General features: G+C 62.6%; 16 protein-coding genes. 8 read left to right on the top strand and 8 right to left on the bottom strand.

Annotated elements, in window-relative coordinates:
* Positions 1–233: 233 nt before the first annotated feature.
* From ACIOVF_RS25105 to hisF, 6 genes are all read left to right on the top strand, one after another.
* Positions 234–1,895 carry an OFA family MFS transporter gene (locus ACIOVF_RS25105; protein WP_401293314.1) on the top strand — a complete coding sequence of 554 codons (1,662 nt, stop codon included), beginning with the start codon at positions 234–236 and terminating at the stop codon, positions 1,893–1,895.
* A 195-nt stretch (positions 1,896–2,090) separates the two neighbouring features.
* Positions 2,091–2,684: an imidazoleglycerol-phosphate dehydratase HisB gene (hisB, locus tag ACIOVF_RS25110; protein WP_028942262.1), complete on the top strand. Its 594-nt coding sequence runs from the start codon at positions 2,091–2,093 to the stop codon at positions 2,682–2,684.
* Positions 2,684–3,322 carry an imidazole glycerol phosphate synthase subunit HisH gene (hisH, locus tag ACIOVF_RS25115; protein ID WP_045202336.1) on the top strand — a complete coding sequence of 213 codons (639 nt, stop codon included), beginning with the start codon at positions 2,684–2,686 and terminating at the stop codon, positions 3,320–3,322. The genes hisB and hisH overlap by 1 nt, the downstream gene beginning before the upstream one ends.
* Positions 3,322–3,585 (top strand): DUF2164 domain-containing protein, encoded by a 264-nt coding sequence (locus ACIOVF_RS25120; protein WP_036995008.1) that lies wholly within the window; start codon positions 3,322–3,324, stop codon positions 3,583–3,585. The genes hisH and ACIOVF_RS25120 overlap by 1 nt, the downstream gene beginning before the upstream one ends.
* Before the next feature lie 85 nt (positions 3,586–3,670).
* Positions 3,671–4,420 carry a 1-(5-phosphoribosyl)-5-[(5-phosphoribosylamino)methylideneamino]imidazole-4-carboxamide isomerase gene (gene hisA, locus ACIOVF_RS25125; protein ID WP_401293320.1) on the top strand — a complete coding sequence of 250 codons (750 nt, stop codon included), beginning with the start codon at positions 3,671–3,673 and terminating at the stop codon, positions 4,418–4,420.
* An 83-nt stretch (positions 4,421–4,503) separates the two neighbouring features.
* Complete coding sequence (gene hisF / locus ACIOVF_RS25130) at positions 4,504–5,274, top strand: imidazole glycerol phosphate synthase subunit HisF (protein ID WP_010221324.1); 771 nt, start codon at positions 4,504–4,506, stop codon at positions 5,272–5,274.
* 65 nt (positions 5,275–5,339) lie between these two features.
* Here the strand turns inward: hisF and choV are convergent, their stop codons facing one another.
* The 3 genes from choV to ACIOVF_RS25145 all read right to left on the bottom strand — a co-directional run bounded on the left by choV (position 5,340) and on the right by ACIOVF_RS25145 (position 8,377).
* Entirely contained in the window at positions 5,340–6,518 is a 1,179-nt protein-coding gene (gene choV, locus ACIOVF_RS25135; protein ID WP_093378632.1) for a choline ABC transporter ATP-binding protein, read from the bottom strand.
* The gene (gene choW / locus ACIOVF_RS25140; protein ID WP_401293441.1) at positions 6,515–7,363 is read right to left on the bottom strand and encodes a choline ABC transporter permease subunit; all 849 of its coding nucleotides are present in this window, start codon (positions 7,361–7,363) and stop codon (positions 6,515–6,517) included. The genes choV and choW overlap by 4 nt, the downstream gene beginning before the upstream one ends.
* Before the next feature lie 66 nt (positions 7,364–7,429).
* The gene (locus tag ACIOVF_RS25145; RefSeq protein WP_401293323.1) at positions 7,430–8,377 is read right to left on the bottom strand and encodes a choline ABC transporter substrate-binding protein; all 948 of its coding nucleotides are present in this window, start codon (positions 8,375–8,377) and stop codon (positions 7,430–7,432) included.
* 449 nt (positions 8,378–8,826) lie between these two features.
* Here ACIOVF_RS25145 and ACIOVF_RS25150 point away from each other — a divergent pair, with 449 nt between their 5' ends.
* Together ACIOVF_RS25150 and ACIOVF_RS25155 are read left to right on the top strand one after the other, a co-directional pair.
* Positions 8,827–10,203 (top strand): L-serine ammonia-lyase, encoded by a 1,377-nt coding sequence (locus ACIOVF_RS25150; protein WP_401293326.1) that lies wholly within the window; start codon positions 8,827–8,829, stop codon positions 10,201–10,203.
* Between the two features lie 408 nt (positions 10,204–10,611).
* Entirely contained in the window at positions 10,612–11,715 is a 1,104-nt protein-coding gene (locus ACIOVF_RS25155; RefSeq protein WP_093378649.1) for a GlxA family transcriptional regulator, read from the top strand.
* Positions 11,716–11,800: 85 nt separating this feature from the next.
* Here ACIOVF_RS25155 and ACIOVF_RS25160 read toward each other — a convergent pair whose 3' ends face one another.
* The 5 genes from ACIOVF_RS25160 to ACIOVF_RS25180 form a co-directional block, all read right to left on the bottom strand.
* Positions 11,801–12,055 (bottom strand): hypothetical protein, encoded by a 255-nt coding sequence (locus ACIOVF_RS25160; RefSeq protein ID WP_093378659.1) that lies wholly within the window; start codon positions 12,053–12,055, stop codon positions 11,801–11,803.
* Between the two features lie 343 nt (positions 12,056–12,398).
* Positions 12,399–12,869, bottom strand: a complete 471-nt coding sequence (locus ACIOVF_RS25165) for a thioesterase family protein (RefSeq protein ID WP_401293330.1) — start codon at positions 12,867–12,869, stop codon at positions 12,399–12,401.
* A gap of 13 nt (positions 12,870–12,882) precedes the next feature.
* On the bottom strand, positions 12,883–13,848 hold the full coding sequence (locus tag ACIOVF_RS25170; protein WP_045202374.1) for an L-carnitine dehydrogenase: 966 nt from the start codon (positions 13,846–13,848) through the stop codon (positions 12,883–12,885).
* Between the two features lie 15 nt (positions 13,849–13,863).
* Positions 13,864–14,748, bottom strand: coding sequence for a 3-keto-5-aminohexanoate cleavage protein (locus ACIOVF_RS25175; RefSeq protein ID WP_195885208.1), 885 nt, complete (start codon positions 14,746–14,748; stop codon positions 13,864–13,866).
* Positions 14,749–14,809: 61 nt separating this feature from the next.
* Positions 14,810–15,754 carry a choline ABC transporter substrate-binding protein gene (locus ACIOVF_RS25180; RefSeq protein WP_401293335.1) on the bottom strand — a complete coding sequence of 315 codons (945 nt, stop codon included), beginning with the start codon at positions 15,752–15,754 and terminating at the stop codon, positions 14,810–14,812.
* Positions 15,755–15,852: the final 98 nt, after the last annotated feature.

Genomic DNA, 15,852 nt, shown 5'->3' on the forward strand with positions numbered 1-15,852 from the left:
GGATTCGACAACGCATGGCATGACAGTTCCTTGCCGGGGGGATCAGTTGCAGAACAAACGACGGTATCAGTTAGCGCTAAGTGACCACGGCAAATGCTACTCTCTCGCCGCTCTCAGGTCCTGCTGCGGCTATTTGTCGCGCAAAAGGGCCGTTCGCCAATAAAAACGACCAGTTGCCAGCGAGCCAAGGCCGGGGGCGGTGAGCGCTTCATACCTACGAGGGGAACACAACAATGAGCAGCAGCATCACGGCCGGAACCGTCGCCAGCGCGCCCGGCTTCCTGTCCAAGGAGCGGATCATCGCCCGTCCGGGCTTCAACCGCTGGTCGGTACCGCCAGCGGCCCTGGCCATCCACCTGTGCATCGGCATGGCCTACGGTTTTTCGGTGTTCTGGTTGCCGCTGTCGCAGGCCATCGGCATCAGTGCGCCGGTTGTCTGCTCGGAACAGACCCACTTCCTGATGCGCATGTTCACCACCGAGTGCGACTGGCCGATCTCGATGCTCAGCTGGATCTACACGCTGTTCTTTGTCTTCCTGGGGTGCTCGGCGGCCATCTGGGGCGGCTGGCTGGAGCACGCCGGGCCGCGCAAGGCCGGGGTGGTCTCGACCCTGTGCTGGTGCGGCGGCCTGCTGATTTCCGCCTTCGGCGTCTATACCCACCAACTGTGGCTGATGTGGCTGGGCTCCGGGGTGATCGGCGGTATTGGCCTGGGGCTTGGCTATATTTCCCCGGTCTCGACCCTGATCAAGTGGTTCCCGGACAAACGCGGCATGGCCACCGGCATGGCGATCATGGGTTTTGGCGGCGGCGCCATGGTCGGCGCGCCGCTGGCGGCAGCGCTGATGAACCACTTCGCTACGCCCGGCGACGTTGGGGTCTGGCAGAGCTTCGTGGTCATGGCGGTGATCTACTTCGTGTTCATGCTCGGCGGCGCCCTGGCCTATCGCGTGCCGCCTACCGGCTGGAAGCCTGAAGGCTGGACTGCGCCGCTGAAAAAAGCCGGCAACGCGATGATCACCCATCGCCATGTGCATGTCAGTGTGGCGTGGAAAACCCCGCAGTTTGTGTTGATCTGGCTGGTTTTGTGCCTGAACGTTTCGGCAGGTATCGGCATTCTCGGCATGGCTTCGCCGCTGCTGCAGGAGGTTTTTGCCGGCAAGCTGCTGGGCAATGACCTGAGTTTCAGCCAGCTCAACGCCGCGCAATTGGGCCAGATCGCCGCGATTGCCGCCGGTTTTACCGGTTTGCTCAGCCTGTTCAACATTGGCGGGCGCTTCTTCTGGGCGTCGTTCTCCGACTATATCGGGCGCAAAAACACCTATTTCGCCTTCTTCGCCCTGGGCGTGGCGCTGTATGCGCTGGTGCCGAACATGGGCCACCTGGGCAATATCGCCCTGTTCGTGGCGGCGTTCTGCATCATCCTGTCGATGTACGGCGGCGGTTTTGCCACGGTGCCGGCGTACCTGGCCGACCTGTTCGGCACGCAGATGGTCGGTGCCATTCACGGTCGCCTGCTGACCGCCTGGGCCGCAGCCGGGGTGCTGGGCCCGGTGCTGATCACCTACCTGCGCGAGTACCAGCTGGCGCTGGGCGTGCCACGGGAGGCGGCCTATGACATCACTCTGTACATCCTCGCCGGGCTGCTGGTGCTGGGCTTTGTCTGCAATGCGCTGGTGCGGCCGGTGGCCGACAAGTACTTCATGACCGATGCCGAGCTTGCCGCCGAACGGGCCCTGAGCCACGACCAGGGCAGCGCCAGCGAGCGCGTACTGGAGTGGAAGGCCGACCCGGCCAGCAAGCCTTTGGTGCTGGCGGCCTGGCTGGTGGTCGGGGTGCCGCTGGCCTGGGGGATCTGGGTCACGTTGCAGAAGACTGCGGTGTTGTTCAACTAGGTCTGCCCTGTAGGAGCGGGCTTGCCCCGCGATGAACCCGCATTCGATCGCGGGGCAAGCCCGCTCCTACAGAAGTAGCTGAAAATTGCCGGATCGCAGGTAAATTCCCTGCCACGCGTCATCTGCGTTTCAAGCCGCGTGCTTCTGGGCCTATAATGGTCACCTTTTTCGCCCAATGATTTTGCGGAGCTGGTGATGGTCGAACGTAAGGCTTCCGTCGAGCGCAATACTCTGGAGACCCAGATCAAGGCCTCGATCAACCTGGATGGCAGCGGCAAGGCCCGATTCGATATCGGTGTGCCTTTCCTTGAACATATGCTCGACCAGATCGCCCGACATGGGCTGATCGACCTCGATATCGAGTGCAAGGGCGACCTGCATATCGACGATCACCATACTGTCGAAGACGTCGGTATCACCCTCGGCCAGGCCTTCAACCAGGCCATCGGCGACAAAAAGGGCATCCGCCGCTACGGCCATGCCTACGTGCCGCTGGACGAAGCGCTGTCGCGGGTGGTCATCGACTTCTCCGGCCGCCCGGGCCTGCAAATGCATGTGCCATACACCCGCGCTTCGGTGGGCGGCTTCGATGTCGACCTGTTCCAGGAGTTCTTCCAGGGCTTCGTCAACCACGCCAACGTCACCCTGCACATCGACAACCTGCGTGGGCACAACACCCACCACCAGATCGAGACCGTGTTCAAGGCCTTCGGCCGCGCGCTGCGCATGGCCATCGAGCTGGACGAGCGCATGGCCGGGCAGATGCCATCGACCAAGGGTTGCCTGTAATGCAGACGGTTGCCGTTATCGACTATGGCATGGGTAACCTGCACTCGGTGGCCAAGGCCCTCGAGCATGTGGGCGCCGGCAAGGTTCTGATCACCAGCGACGCCGAGGTGATTCGCGAAGCCGACCGCGTGGTGTTCCCCGGTGTTGGCGCGATCCGCGACTGCATGGCCGAAATCCGCCGCCTGGGCTTCGACAGCCTGGTGCGCGAAGTCAGCCAGGACCGGCCGTTCCTCGGCATCTGTGTGGGCATGCAAGCGCTGCTCGATCACAGTGAAGAGAACGACGGCGTCGATTGCATCGGCCTGTTCCCTGGCAATGTGCGCTTTTTCGGCAAAGACCTGCACGAAGACGGCGAGCACCTGAAAGTGCCGCACATGGGCTGGAACGAAGTCGCCCAGAGCATCGATCACCCGCTTTGGCACAACATCCCCGAGCGTGCGCGCTTCTACTTCGTGCACAGCTACTACATCACCGCCGGCAAGCCGGGCCAGGTGGTCGGTAGCGGCCATTACGGCGTCGACTTCGCCGCAGCGCTGGCCGAAGGCTCGCGCTTTGCCGTGCAGTTCCATCCGGAGAAGAGCCATACCCATGGCCTGCAGTTGCTGCAGAACTTCGCCGCCTGGGACGGGCGCTGGTAATGGGCAAGTCCAGGGCCAAGCCGCCGATCCTCACGCTGGCGCCGGAACAGGAGCGTGAAGCGCTCGATACCCTCAAGCGCTTTCTCGAAGACCGTTTCGAGCTGCAGTTGGGGTCGTTCGAGGTGGCCGAGGTGCTGGAACTGTTCACCAAAGAGATTGCCCCGCACTACTACAACAGGGCGATTTTCGATGTGCAGAACCACCTCAAGGAACGGTTCGAGAGTATCGAGAGCGACCTCTGGTCGCTAGAGAAAGGCAGCTGAAAGCGACAAGCTGCAAGAGAACAGACGCGCATGCTTGCAGCTTGTAGCTAGCAACTTGCAGCTCTTTTTTACGAAGGAAAAAAGCATGCTGATTATCCCCGCTATCGATCTCAAGGACGGTGCTTGCGTACGCCTGCGCCAGGGCCGCATGGAAGACTCCACGGTATTCTCCGACGACCCGGTGAGCATGGCCGCCAAATGGGTTGAAGGGGGCTGCCGCCGCCTGCATCTGGTTGACCTCAATGGCGCCTTCGAAGGCCAGCCGGTCAACGGTGAAGTAGTCACCGCGATTGCCAAGCGCTACCCGAACCTGCCGATCCAGATCGGTGGCGGTATCCGTTCGCTGGAAACCATCGAGCACTACGTCAAGGCCGGCGTCAGCTACGTGATCATCGGCACCAAGGCGGTGAAAGAGCCGGAGTTCGTCGCCGAAGCCTGCCGCGCCTTCCCGGGCAAAGTGATCGTCGGCCTGGATGCCAAGGACGGTTTCGTCGCCACCGACGGCTGGGCAGAAGTCAGCTCGGTGCAGGTCATTGACCTGGCCAAGCGTTTCGAAGCCGATGGCGTCTCGGCCATCGTCTACACCGACATTGCCAAAGACGGCATGATGCAGGGCTGCAACGTGCCCTTCACCGCTGCCCTGGCCGCTGCCACCAAGATCCCGGTGATCGCCTCCGGCGGTATCCACAACCTCGGTGACATCAAGGCCCTGCTCGACGCCAAGGCGCCAGGCATCATCGGTGCGATCACCGGCCGCGCCATCTACGAAGGCACCCTGGATGTCGCCGAGGCGCAAGCCTTCTGTGACGCCTATCCGGCTAGCTCCAAGTCGTAAGCTGCAAGCTGCAAGTCAAAAGCGCGACCGAGTCGCTCTTTCTTGCAGCTTGAAGCTTGAAGCTTGCAACTCGAGGTCTACCTATGGCTTTAGCCAAACGCATAATTCCCTGCCTCGACGTCGACAACGGCCGGGTGGTCAAGGGCGTCAAGTTCGAGAACATCCGCGATGCCGGCGACCCGGTGGAAATCGCCCGGCGCTACGATGAACAGGGCGCTGACGAGATCACCTTCCTCGACATCACCGCCAGCGTCGATGGCCGTGACACCACCCTGCATACCGTCGAGCGTATGGCCAGCCAGGTGTTCATCCCGCTGACCGTGGGCGGCGGCGTGCGCACCGTGCAGGACATCCGCAACCTGCTCAACGCCGGTGCCGACAAGGTGTCGATCAACACCGCCGCGGTGTTCAACCCGGAGTTCGTCGGCGAAGCTGCCGCGCACTTCGGCTCGCAGTGCATTGTGGTGGCCATCGATGCCAAGAAGGTCTCGGGCCCGGGCGAAACCCCGCGCTGGGAGATCTTCACCCACGGCGGGCGCAAGCCGACCGGCCTGGACGCGGTGGAGTGGGCGAAGAAGATGGAAGGCCTGGGGGCCGGCGAGATCCTCCTGACCAGCATGGACCAGGACGGCATGAAGAACGGCTTTGACCTGGGCGTGACCCGCGCCATCAGCGATGCCCTGGGCATTCCGGTGATCGCTTCCGGTGGTGTCGGCAACCTGCAGCACCTGGCCGACGGGATCATCGAAGGTCATGCCAGTGCGGTGCTGGCGGCGAGCATCTTCCACTTCGGTGAGTACACCGTGCCCGAGGCCAAGGCGTTCATGGCCAAGCAGGGTATCGTCGTTCGCTGAACTTGAAAGCTGATCGCGGGGCAAGCCCGCTCCTACCGTAGGAGCGGGCTTGCCCCGCGATGCTTTTACCCCAGGTTCTTGCCCAGCAGCGCGTGGTACAGCTCGCTGTCGCCAAGAATCCCCACCACTTTATTACCTTCCTGAAGCACCAGTTTGTTGCCGGTCTGGTAACGGATCTGCAGGGCTTCGCGCATGCCGATGTTGGCATTCACCAGGGTCGGTTTGCGCCCCAGGCCCTCCACCGCTTCACCCGGTGCCCAGTTTTGCAGGTCCATGCCGTTGGCGCCCTGGCGCGCACCCTTGATGGTGTTGCCTTCGGCCAGGTCCAGCCAGGAGTCGCCACCCGGGTCGAGGCACACCGAGCCGTTGATGCGTTTGCACTTGTCCAGGGTGCGCATCAGGCTGCGGCCGCACAGCACGTTGAGCGGGTTGGTGTGGGCGACGAAGGTGCGCACGTAGTCGTCGGCGGGGTTGAGGACGATTTCTTCCGGCTTGCTGTACTGGATGATCCGCCCGTCTTTCATGATCGCAATACGGCTGCCCAGCTTCAGGGCTTCGTCCAGGTCGTGGCTGACGAAGACGATGGTCTTGTTCAGCTTGCGTTGCAGCTCCAGCAGCTCGTCCTGCAGTCCCTGGCGGATCAGCGGGTCGAGGGCCGAGAAGGGTTCGTCCATCAGCAGGATGTCGGCGTCCATTGCCAGTGCCCGGGCCAGGCCGACGCGCTGCTGCATGCCGCCCGAGAGTTCATCGGGCTTCTTGTTGCGCCATTGGGTCAGGCCCACCAGTTCGAGTTTTTCATCGACCAGCTTGCGCCGTTCCTTCTCCGGGCGGCCCTGCATTTCCAGGCCGAAGCTGATGTTCTCGCGCACCGTCAGCCAGGGCATCAGGGCGAACTTCTGGAACACCATGGCGATGCGCTTGGTGCGCATCATCTTCAGTTCCGCCGGGGTGCAGTGGGCGATGTCGATATGCGAGCCTTCGTGCTCGACAAACAACTTGCCGCGGCTGACGGTGTTGAGGCCGTTGATACAGCGCAGCAGGCTCGACTTGCCCGAGCCGGACAAGCCCATCAACACGCAGATCTCGCCCTTGTTGATGTCCAGGTTGGCTTTCTCGACACCGACCACCAGGCCGGTCTTCTTCAGGATCTGTTCGCGGGTCATGCCCTGGTCGAGCAGGCTCAGGGCCTCGCGCGGTCGGCTGGAGAAGATAACGTCTACGTCTTCGAAGCGAATAATGCTCATGCTTCACTCCTTACCGGCGCGTCGGGTTGTTTGCAGATACGGTCGAGCATGATCGCCAGCAACACGATCGCCAGGCCCGCTTCAAAACCCAGGGCGATATCGGCGGTGTTCAATGCGTTGACCACAGGTTTACCCAGGCCGTCGGCACCCACCAGCGCGGCAATCACCACCATCGACAGCGACAGCATGATGCATTGGGTAACGCCGGCGGCGATGCTCGGCATGGCGTGGGGCAGCTCGATGCGCGACAGCAGCTGGCGGCGTGAGCAGCCGAAGGCCTTGCCGGCGTCGAGCAGTTCCTGGGGCACGTCACAGATACCCAGGTAGGTCAGGCGGATCGGTGCGGCGATGGCGAACACCACCGTCGAGATCAACCCGGGGACCACCCCCAGGCCGAACAGGGTCAGGGTCGGGATCAGATAAACGAAGGTAGGTACCGTCTGCATCAGGTCGAGGACCGGGCGCATGGCGGTGTAGAACATCGGCTTGTGTGCGGCGAGGATGCCCAGCGGCACGCCGATGGCGACGCAGACCAGCGTGGCGAACAGCACCTGGGCCAGGGTCTCCATGGTCTCCTGCCAGTAACCGAGGTTGAGGATCAGCAAAAATGACAGTATGCAGAATGCGGTCAGCGCCCATTTGCGCTGGATCAGGTGCGCGATTACTGCAATCAGGCCGATCAGGACGAAAGGATTGAACCAGGTCAGTGCCCCGGTCACGCCATGAATCATGTATTCCAGTGCTGCCGCGAAGGCATCGAAGTAGTTGGCGCCGTGTTGCGTCAACCATTCAACGAAGCCTGCGATGTACTGGCCCAAAGGGAGTTTTTCATCGATCAGCATGATAGCGAGCGTCCACCTGCAAAAGTTTGAAGACAGCCTGCGGCGGGGCCAGCCCGCCGCAGGCAGTGCTTACTGCGTGAGTTTGGCTTTGGCTGCCTCCAGGCCAGGCTTGCCGTCAACGGTGGTGACCCCGGCCAGCCAGGTGTCGAGCACCTGCGGGTTGTTTTTCAGCCAGGCCTTGGCTGCGGCGTCGGGTTTCATCTTGTCGTCCAGGACGTTGCCCATCAGCTTGCTTTCCATGTCGAGGGTAAAGGACAGGTTCTTCAGCAACTGGCCGACGTTGCTGCATTCCTGCACATAGCCCTTGCGGGTGTTGGTGAGGACGGTGGCCTTGCCGTAGTCGGGGCCGAAGAAGTCATCGCCGCCGTCCAGGTATTTCATCTTGAAGCGGGTGTTCATCGGGTGCGGTTCCCAGCCCAGGAACACCACGGCAGTGTCACGGCGCTGGGCACGTTCGACTTGCGAGAGCATGCCGGCCTCGCTGGACTCGACCACCTTGAAACCGGCGTCCTTGAGGCCGAAGGCGTTCTTGTCGATCATGCTCTGGATGGTGCGGTTACCGTCGTTGCCCGGCTCGATGCCGTAGATCTTGCCGTCCAGTTCCTTCTTGAACTTGGCAATGTCGGCGAAGTTTTTCAGGCCCTTGTCGTACAGCGCCTGGGGTACGGCCAGGGTGTACTTGGCGTTTTCGAGGTTGGCCCGTACGGTTTCCACGGTGCCGGCATCGCGGTACTGCTTGATGTCGTTTTCCATGGTCGGCATCCAGTTGCCGAGGAACACGTCCATGTTCTTGCCATCGGCCAGCGACTTGTAGGTCACCGGTACCGAGATCATCGTGGTCTTGGTCTTGTAGCCCAGCGACTGGAGCACGACGCTGGTGACCGCGGTGGTCACGGTGATGTCGGTCCAGCCGACATCGGAGAAGTTGACGGTCTGGCACTGCGCGGGCTCTGCGGCCTGGGCCAGCACCGGCAGACTCAGCACTGCGGCCAGCAATAGCGAGGGTGAACCTTTCATTCGATGGACTCCTGGGTTTTTTTCTCGGATGTCCCACGGGACCGCCGTGCTTTATGGTTTGCATTCGGTCGGGCCTGACTATCGGGCGATAGCGGGACGGCTGCCGTGCAATCGAGTCGATACCGATCATCTAACAGCGAAAATCAAACGCCTACAGGGTGCGTCGTATCCAGTACAGACAGGGTCGCATCCAGTGTCGATGAGGTCGTTTACAGATTTATCCGGCCCTGTAAACGCAGTTTCGGCACTTGTGCACCGCAAAAAAACGGCGCACAAGCGCGGCTGACAGCTGGCGGCGTTGCTGGGCAAGAACGCGTCGGTTGCAGACGTCAGAGGTCCTGGCAAAAGCCTGATGATGCGCGGAATCGGCGGATTGCCGCCTATTCAGCGTAGCAGTTGCGGCGCCCGTGGCTTGGGCTGCGGGGCTGTACATTCAGGAGGTAAATGGCATGGCCATCAGTGTGTTCGACCTGTTCAAGATCGGCGTTGGCCCATCCAGCTCCCATACCGTCGGGCCCATGCGCGCCGCAGCATTGTTCGTCCAGGGCCTGCGCGAGCGCGGCGAGCTTGAGCAGGTGCGGCGCGTCGAAGTGCGCCTGTACGGCTCGCTGTCGGCCACCGGTATCGGCCACGGCAGCGACAACGCAGTGATCATGGGCCTGATGGGCGAATGGCCGGACGCCATCGACCCCGCGCAAATCGGTCCGCGCATCAATGCCCTGCGCGAAACAGACACCTTGCTGCTCGATGGCCGGCTGCACGTCGGCTTCGTCTGGGCCCGCGACATGCTGCTGCTCGACGAGAACCTGCCGTACCACCCCAACGCCATGACCCTCATCGCTGAAGGCGCCGCAGGCGAGCTGCACCGCGACACCTATTACTCGGTGGGCGGCGGCTTTGTCGTTGATGCGGCACAGGCTGCCAGCGGCGTGCTGGACGCCGACAACACGGTGCTGCCCTACGATTTCGACAGTGCCGTGGAGTTGCTCGAACTGTGCAAGCAAAACGACCTGCGCGTGTCGCAATTGATGATGGAAAACGAAAAGGTCTGGCGCAGTGAAGCAGAAATTCGTGCCGGGCTGCTGAAGTTGTGGCATGCCATGCAGGCCTGTGTCGAAAACGGCCTCAAATACGAAGGCATCCTGCCTGGCGGGCTCAATGTCAAACGTCGCGCAGCCAAGCTGCACCGCAGCCTGCAGGAACTGAACAAGCCCAATGTCATCGGCTCGACCCTGAGCGCCATGGAATGGGTCAACCTTTATGCCCTGGCGGTCAACGAAGAGAATGCCGCCGGCGGGCGCATGGTCACCGCACCGACCAATGGCGCGGCGGGGATCATCCCTGCGGTGCTGCACTACTACATGCGCTTTAGCGACGAAGTCAGCGAAGCCAACGTCGTCGACTTCTTCCTCGGCGCCGCCGCAGTGGGCATTTTGTGCAAGAAGAATGCTTCGATCTCCGGTGCTGAAGTCGGTTGCCAGGGTGAAGTCGGTTCGGCCTGCGCCATGGCCGCCGCCGGCCTTGCCGAGGTGCTCGGGGCTACCCCCGGGCAACTGGAAAACGCCGCCGAGATCGGTCTTGAGCACAACCTGGGGCTGACCTGCGACCCGGTTGGCGGGTTGGTCCAGGTGCCGTGTATCGAGCGCAACGCGATTGCCGCGGTCAAGGCCATCAATGCCGCGCAGATGGCCCTGCGCGGCGACGGCGAGCACTTCATCTCCCTCGACCGGGTGATCCGCACCATGCGTGACACCGGCGCCGACATGCACGACAAGTACAAGGAAACCTCGCGCGGTGGCCTGGCGGTCAGCGCCATCGAATGTTGAAACGCTGACGCGCCCTGCGCCGTTTTCGCCCACCTTCGAGCTGCGCGCCGCCTTTTGGCGCGCAGGCCTTTCCCGCCTCGAACAATCCGCTGTCACCCCCGTGCCTGGCGCCTTGGGTGACAGTTGCCGATGTCGTTTCTGGGCATCCTTCACACAAGTGCTACCGAATTGCTCACGCGTCCTACAGACCGGCGCTAGGCCGCTGGTTTGCGTTTATAACCGCGCCCGGCAACAAGGGCCATATAGACGCTGCGCGACGTCGTTTTTGGGTTTTGTTGAATGGCCATTCAATTTCAGGCATGGCATTTGCGTTGTGATTGGCAAAGCCCCTGCATCCGAATCGGGGCCGTGACAAAAAAGCCCGTGCCTGCCTGAGGCACAACCTGCATTGTGTGAGGAGATACCGCGATGACGTCGTACAACTCCGGGACCCCAACCCAGAACCGCACGCCCCAATCCATCGGCTTCCTGCTGCTGGACAATTTCACGCTGATTTCGCTGGCTTCCGCTGTTGAGCCGCTGCGCATGGCCAACCAGCTGTCCGGTCGCGAGCTGTATCGCTGGAGCACCCTGAGCGTGGATGGCGGCCAGGTGTGGGCCAGCGACGGCTTGCAGATCACTCCCGATGCGGCAATGCACAAGGCACCGGCCATGGACACCGTGATTGTCTGTGGCGGTATTGGTATCCAGCGCACCGTTACCCGCGAGCACGTCACCTGGCTGCAGAGCCAGGCGCGCCAGTCGCGACGGCTGGGTGCGGTGTGCACCGGCAGCTGGGCCCTGGCCTGTGCCGGCCTGCTCGATGGTTTTGACTGCAGCGTGCACTGGGAATGCCTGGCGGCGATGCAGGAAGCCTTCCCGCGGGTGAGCATGAGCACCCGTTTATTCACCCTCGACCGCAACCGCTTCACCAGCTCCGGCGGCACTGCGCCGCTGGACATGATGCTGCACCTGATCAGCCGTGATCATGGTCGCGAGCTGTCGGCGGCGATCTCGGAGATGTTTGTCTACGAGCGCATCCGCAACGAACAGGATCACCAGCGCGTGCCGCTCAAGCACATGCTTGGCACCAACCAGCCGAAACTGCAGGAAATCGTCGCGTTGATGGAAGCCAACCTCGAAGAGCCGATCGACCTGGATGAACTGGCTGTTTATGTGTCGGTGTCGCGGCGCCAGCTTGAGCGCCTGTTCCAGAAGTACCTGCACTGCTCGCCGTCACGCTACTACCTGAAGCTGCGCCTGATCCGCGCCCGGCAACTGCTCAAGCAGACGCCGATGTCGATCATCGAAGTGGCTTCGGTGTGCGGCTTTGTCTCGACGCCGCATTTCTCCAAGTGCTACCGCGAGTACTTCGGCATTCCGCCGCGTGACGAGCGCGTGGGCTCCAATACTGCCCAGCAGGTGGCGATGATGCCGATTCCGCAGGCGCTGGTGCTGTCGCCGCTGGCCGGGCCGATGTCGGCGTTGAGCCAGGCGCGCAATGAGTCGACTTTTGCCAGTGTGAGGCTCTGATTCCGAGCTGAATTCATCGCGGGTCGAGCCCGCTCCCACAGGAGTTAGGTGATCTCTGTGGGAGCGGGCTTGACCCGCGATGCTTTTAGCGATTCTGGAATTGTGCCAATGCCGGCAACAGCTGTTTGTCGATGGCTTTACGAACGTCCGGCAGAATAGTCGCACTACTGGTGTACATCTGCTCGACCATGACCTTCAAGGCTTTGGCCCGCGGCTCACTCAAACCGCGTACCGCACACTCGCAGGCCTGTTCGGCACTGGCCCCGGCCGGCGTCTCGAAACCCAGCGCGCGCAGCTGGCCCAGCAGGTCGTCCTGATCAATCAAATCCGCATGCATCATGGTTGTTGTCCTTGTTTGCAGGTGTGATCGTCAGTCGATTCTGTGGGCCCGGGCGCACTGCGGCAAGGGCAGATTGTCGCAATGGCCGCTTTACCTAAGCACAGGTCGTTTTCGGGTAAATCGGCGGGGGAGGGAGGCTGCACACTGGGCCATGCACAGAAAAGGAAGGTTTGGTCACCCTCCGCTTGAAGCATGTTCATGCTCGCTCTTGGCCCCGGTTGCTTCACGGCTTGCCGGGGTTATTTTTTGCCTTTGGATCGGTGCTGGATTCATCGCTGGCAAGCCAGCTCCCACAGGGATCACCGCCGCTTCTGTGGGAGCTGGCTTGCCAGCGATAGGGCGGTTACTTTGGCAACCCGATCACCCGGCCAACAAACTCGGCCGCCGGCAGATCAACCTCCTCATTCACGACCCCCTGCAAGCGCTCAAGCACCGCCGGTGCAAACGGTGCTGACCTCGGTCCGGCAAGGTCGACATGCAACAGCATCTGTTCACTGGCCGCCAGCGCTTCATCAAACCCCTCGCGATGCAGGCTGTGGTACAGGTGCAGGCGCTTGTGGTCAAAACCGATAACCTGGCTCTGCACCCACACCCGGGTGCCGAGCTTTACCTCATGCAAGTAGTTCAGGTGGCACTCCAGGGTGAACAGCGAGTGGCCGCTGGCGCTGCGGTTGTCGCTGTCCAGGCCGATGCAGTCCATAAACGCATCGGTGGCATAGCTGAAGATCAGCAGGTAGAAGGCATCGCGCAGATGCCCGTTGTAGTCGACCCAGTCTGCCGGGACCTGGGTCTGGTAGGTGATCAATGCGGGCATCGCTGCACTCCGGTCAGTCGCTGAAGGCCATGCCGTGCTTGGCCTTGGTGGTTTTTACTGCAGCCAGCACGGCCAGCAGGCAATCATCACGATAGCGCTCCAGCGCGCTGATGCTGCGCTCGCCCAGTTGTTCGCCGGTGCCTTCGACCACGGCGTCGATCAGGCCGTCGGTCAGTTCAGGCGCGGGCAGGTAGGTCCAGGGCAGTTGCAACGCCGGGCCGAACTGGGCCATGAAGTGGCGCATGCCGGCGTCGCCTCCGGCCAGGGTATAGGTGAGGAAGGTGCCCATGAACGACCAGCGCAAACCGGCGCCGAAGCGGATTGCGTCGTCGATCTCACCGGTGGTCGCCACGCCATCGTTGACCAGGTGCAGAGCCTCGCGCCACAGCGCTTCGAGCAGGCGGTCGGCGATAAAGCCGGGCACTTCCTTGCGCACATGCAGCGGGCGCATGCCGAGGCCGGTGTAGACGGTTTTTGCCGCTTCGATGGCCTCGGGCACGGTTTTGTTGCTGCCGACGATTTCTACCAGCGGCAGCAGGTACACCGGGTTGAACGGATGGCCGACCACGCAGCGCTCGGGGTGGGTCGAAGACTCGTAGAACTCGCTGGGCAATAGCCCTGAAGTACTGGAGCCGATCAGCGCATTGGGCTTGGCTGCGGCGCTGATCTTGCTGTGCAGGTCGAGCTTGAGGTCGAGGCGCTCGGGGGCGCTTTCCTGGATGAAATCGGCATCGCGCACGCATTCCTCGATGGTCGCCACAAAGCGCAGGCGCTGCTGCGAGGCGCCGGGCGTCAGGCCCTGTTGCTCCAGGGCCGGCCAGGCATTGGCGATACGCTTGCGCAAGGCCGCCTCTGCTCCCGGCGCCGGGTCCCAGGCGACTACATCCAGGCCGTGGGCCAGGGCGCGGGCCACCCAGCCGCTGCCGATTACGCCGCTGCCCAGGGCTGCAAAAGTCTTGATCTCGGTGATAAAGCTCATCGGTTTCTCCAGCAGTCAGCGACGGGTCAGGTTCATTTTGGCGCGGCCTTCGGCAGGGCTGAGTACCCGTGCGCCAAGGCGGCTGAGAATCTCGCTGGCGCGTTCCACCAGTTGGCCGTTGCTGGCCAGCACGCCCTTGTCCAGGTACAGGTTGTCTTCCAGGCCGACCCGCACGTTGCCGCCAAGCAGCACTGCTTGCGCGGCCATCGGCATCTGCATGCGGCCAATGCCGAAGCCGGCCCAGGTCACGCCTGGCGGCAGGTTGTCGACCATGGCTTTCATGGTGGCGGTGTCGGCCGGCGCGCCCCAGGGGATGCCCAGGCACAGCTGGAACAGCGGGTCGTCGAGCAGGCCTTCCTTGATCATCTGCTTGGCGAACCACAGGTGGCCGGTGTCGAAGATTTCCAGCTCCGCTTTGACGCCCAGTTCAGTGATGCGCCTGGCCCCAGCGCGCAGTTGCGCCGGGGTCGAGACGTAGATGCTGTTGCCGTCGCCAAAGTTGAGGGTGCCGCAGTCCAGGGTGCAGATTTCCGGCAGCAGCGCCTCGACGTGGGCCAGGCGCTCCAGCGGGCCGATCAGGTCGGTGCCGGCGCCGAACTCCAGCGGAGTTTCGCCCGGGCCGATCTCCAGGTCGCCGCCCATGCCGGCGGTGAGGTTGACGATGATGTCGACGTCGGATTCGCGGATGCGCTCCATCACCTCTCGGTACAAGTTGACGTCACGGCTGAAGCGGCCGGTTTGCGGGTCGCGAACGTGGCAGTGGACCACCGTGGCACCGGCTTTGGCGGCTTCTACCGCGGCTGCGGCGATCTGTTTCGGGGTGACCGGGACCAGGTGGCTTTTGCTGGCGGTGTCGCCGGCGCCGGTCAGGGCGCAGGTGATGATGACGTCGTGGTTCATGTGCGGTTTCCTTCGGGCGAGTTGCGGCCATCGCGGGTCAAGCCCGCTCCCACAGGGTCTGTCAGTTAGCGGTCAGTTGCAGGTTTTCGGCGGCCGGTTTGCCGTCAAACGTGGTCACCCCTTCAAGCCAGCGCTTCTGGTCTTGCGGGTGATCCTTGAGCCACTGGCGGGCGGACTCCAGTGCATCCTTGTGCTCGAGTAGCGGCTGCATCATGCGGCTCTCGTCTTCGGCGGTGAATTTCAGGTTGCTCAGCAGGCGATGGGCATTCGGGCAGCGCTGGGCGTAGTCGGGGGCGGTAACGGTCCACACCGTGGCGCGGCCTTCGTCCGGGCCGAGGGCGTCTTCGCTGCCGCTGAGGTAGGCCATGTCGATGTTGACGTTCATCGGGTGCGGTGCCCAGCCGAAGAACACCACCGCCTCTTTGCGCCGTACCGCGCGGTCGACGGCGGCGAGCATGCCGGCCTCGCTGGACTCGACCAGCTGGAACTTGCCGAGGCCGAACTGGTTCTTGCTGATCATCGCCTTGATCTGGGTGTTGGCGCCGGAGCCCGGCTCGATGCCGTAGATCTTGCCGCCCAGTTCCTTCTCGAACCTGGCAATGTCGGCGAAGGTTTTCAGGCCCTTGTCGGCCAGGTACCTAGGCACCGCGAGGGTGGCGCGGGCGTCGTCGAGGCTCGGCTGGTCGAGGACCTTGACCTGCTTGGCGTCGATGAACGGGGTGATGGTCTGGGTCATGATCGGGTTCCAGTAGCCAAGGAACATGTCCAGGCGCTGGTCGCGAATGCCGGCGAAAATGATCTGTTGCGAGGCGCTGGTCTGCTTGGTCTTGTAGCCCAGGCCATCGAGCAGCACCTGGGTCATGGCGCTGGTGGCCATCACGTCGGTCCAGTTCACCACGCCAAGGCGCACGTTCTGGCAGGCGGCCGGTTCGGCGGCCATCACGTTGGTGCTGAGGATTGCGGTACCGACGAGCATCAGCAGGCTACGGCTGATCATTCTGTTCATGGTGGCTCCTCCAACGGCAGTTCTAATTGTTATAGGGTGCGGCCTCTGCGTGCCGTGTGATCAAACTACGCGGCTGCTGTGGGTAAAAATCGCACTGT

The sequence above is a fragment of the Pseudomonas sp. NPDC087612 genome (assembly GCF_044743505.1).
Lineage (GTDB): Bacteria > Pseudomonadota > Gammaproteobacteria > Pseudomonadales > Pseudomonadaceae > Aquipseudomonas.

Bases quoted from the DNA above. Each gene is read 5' to 3' on its own strand.
- ACIOVF_RS25105 (WP_401293314.1), top strand. From the start codon at position 234: ATGAGCAGCAGCATCACGGCCGGAACCGTCGCCAGCGCGCCCGGCTTC.
- hisB (WP_028942262.1), top strand. From the start codon at position 2,091: ATGGTCGAACGTAAGGCTTCCGTCGAGCGCAATACTCTGGAGACCCAG.
- hisH (WP_045202336.1), top strand. From the start codon at position 2,684: ATGCAGACGGTTGCCGTTATCGACTATGGCATGGGTAACCTGCACTCG.
- ACIOVF_RS25120 (WP_036995008.1), top strand. From the start codon at position 3,322: ATGGGCAAGTCCAGGGCCAAGCCGCCGATCCTCACGCTGGCGCCGGAA.
- hisA (WP_401293320.1), top strand. From the start codon at position 3,671: ATGCTGATTATCCCCGCTATCGATCTCAAGGACGGTGCTTGCGTACGC.
- hisF (WP_010221324.1), top strand. From the start codon at position 4,504: ATGGCTTTAGCCAAACGCATAATTCCCTGCCTCGACGTCGACAACGGC.
- choV (WP_093378632.1), bottom strand. From the start codon at position 6,518: ATGAGCATTATTCGCTTCGAAGACGTAGACGTTATCTTCTCCAGCCGA.
- ACIOVF_RS25145 (WP_401293323.1), bottom strand. From the start codon at position 8,377: ATGAAAGGTTCACCCTCGCTATTGCTGGCCGCAGTGCTGAGTCTGCCG.
- ACIOVF_RS25150 (WP_401293326.1), top strand. From the start codon at position 8,827: ATGGCCATCAGTGTGTTCGACCTGTTCAAGATCGGCGTTGGCCCATCC.
- ACIOVF_RS25155 (WP_093378649.1), top strand. From the start codon at position 10,612: ATGACGTCGTACAACTCCGGGACCCCAACCCAGAACCGCACGCCCCAA.
- ACIOVF_RS25160 (WP_093378659.1), bottom strand. From the start codon at position 12,055: ATGATGCATGCGGATTTGATTGATCAGGACGACCTGCTGGGCCAGCTG.
- ACIOVF_RS25165 (WP_401293330.1), bottom strand. From the start codon at position 12,869: ATGCCCGCATTGATCACCTACCAGACCCAGGTCCCGGCAGACTGGGTC.
- ACIOVF_RS25170 (WP_045202374.1), bottom strand. From the start codon at position 13,848: ATGAGCTTTATCACCGAGATCAAGACTTTTGCAGCCCTGGGCAGCGGC.
- ACIOVF_RS25175 (WP_195885208.1), bottom strand. From the start codon at position 14,748: ATGAACCACGACGTCATCATCACCTGCGCCCTGACCGGCGCCGGCGAC.
- ACIOVF_RS25180 (WP_401293335.1), bottom strand. From the start codon at position 15,754: ATGAACAGAATGATCAGCCGTAGCCTGCTGATGCTCGTCGGTACCGCA.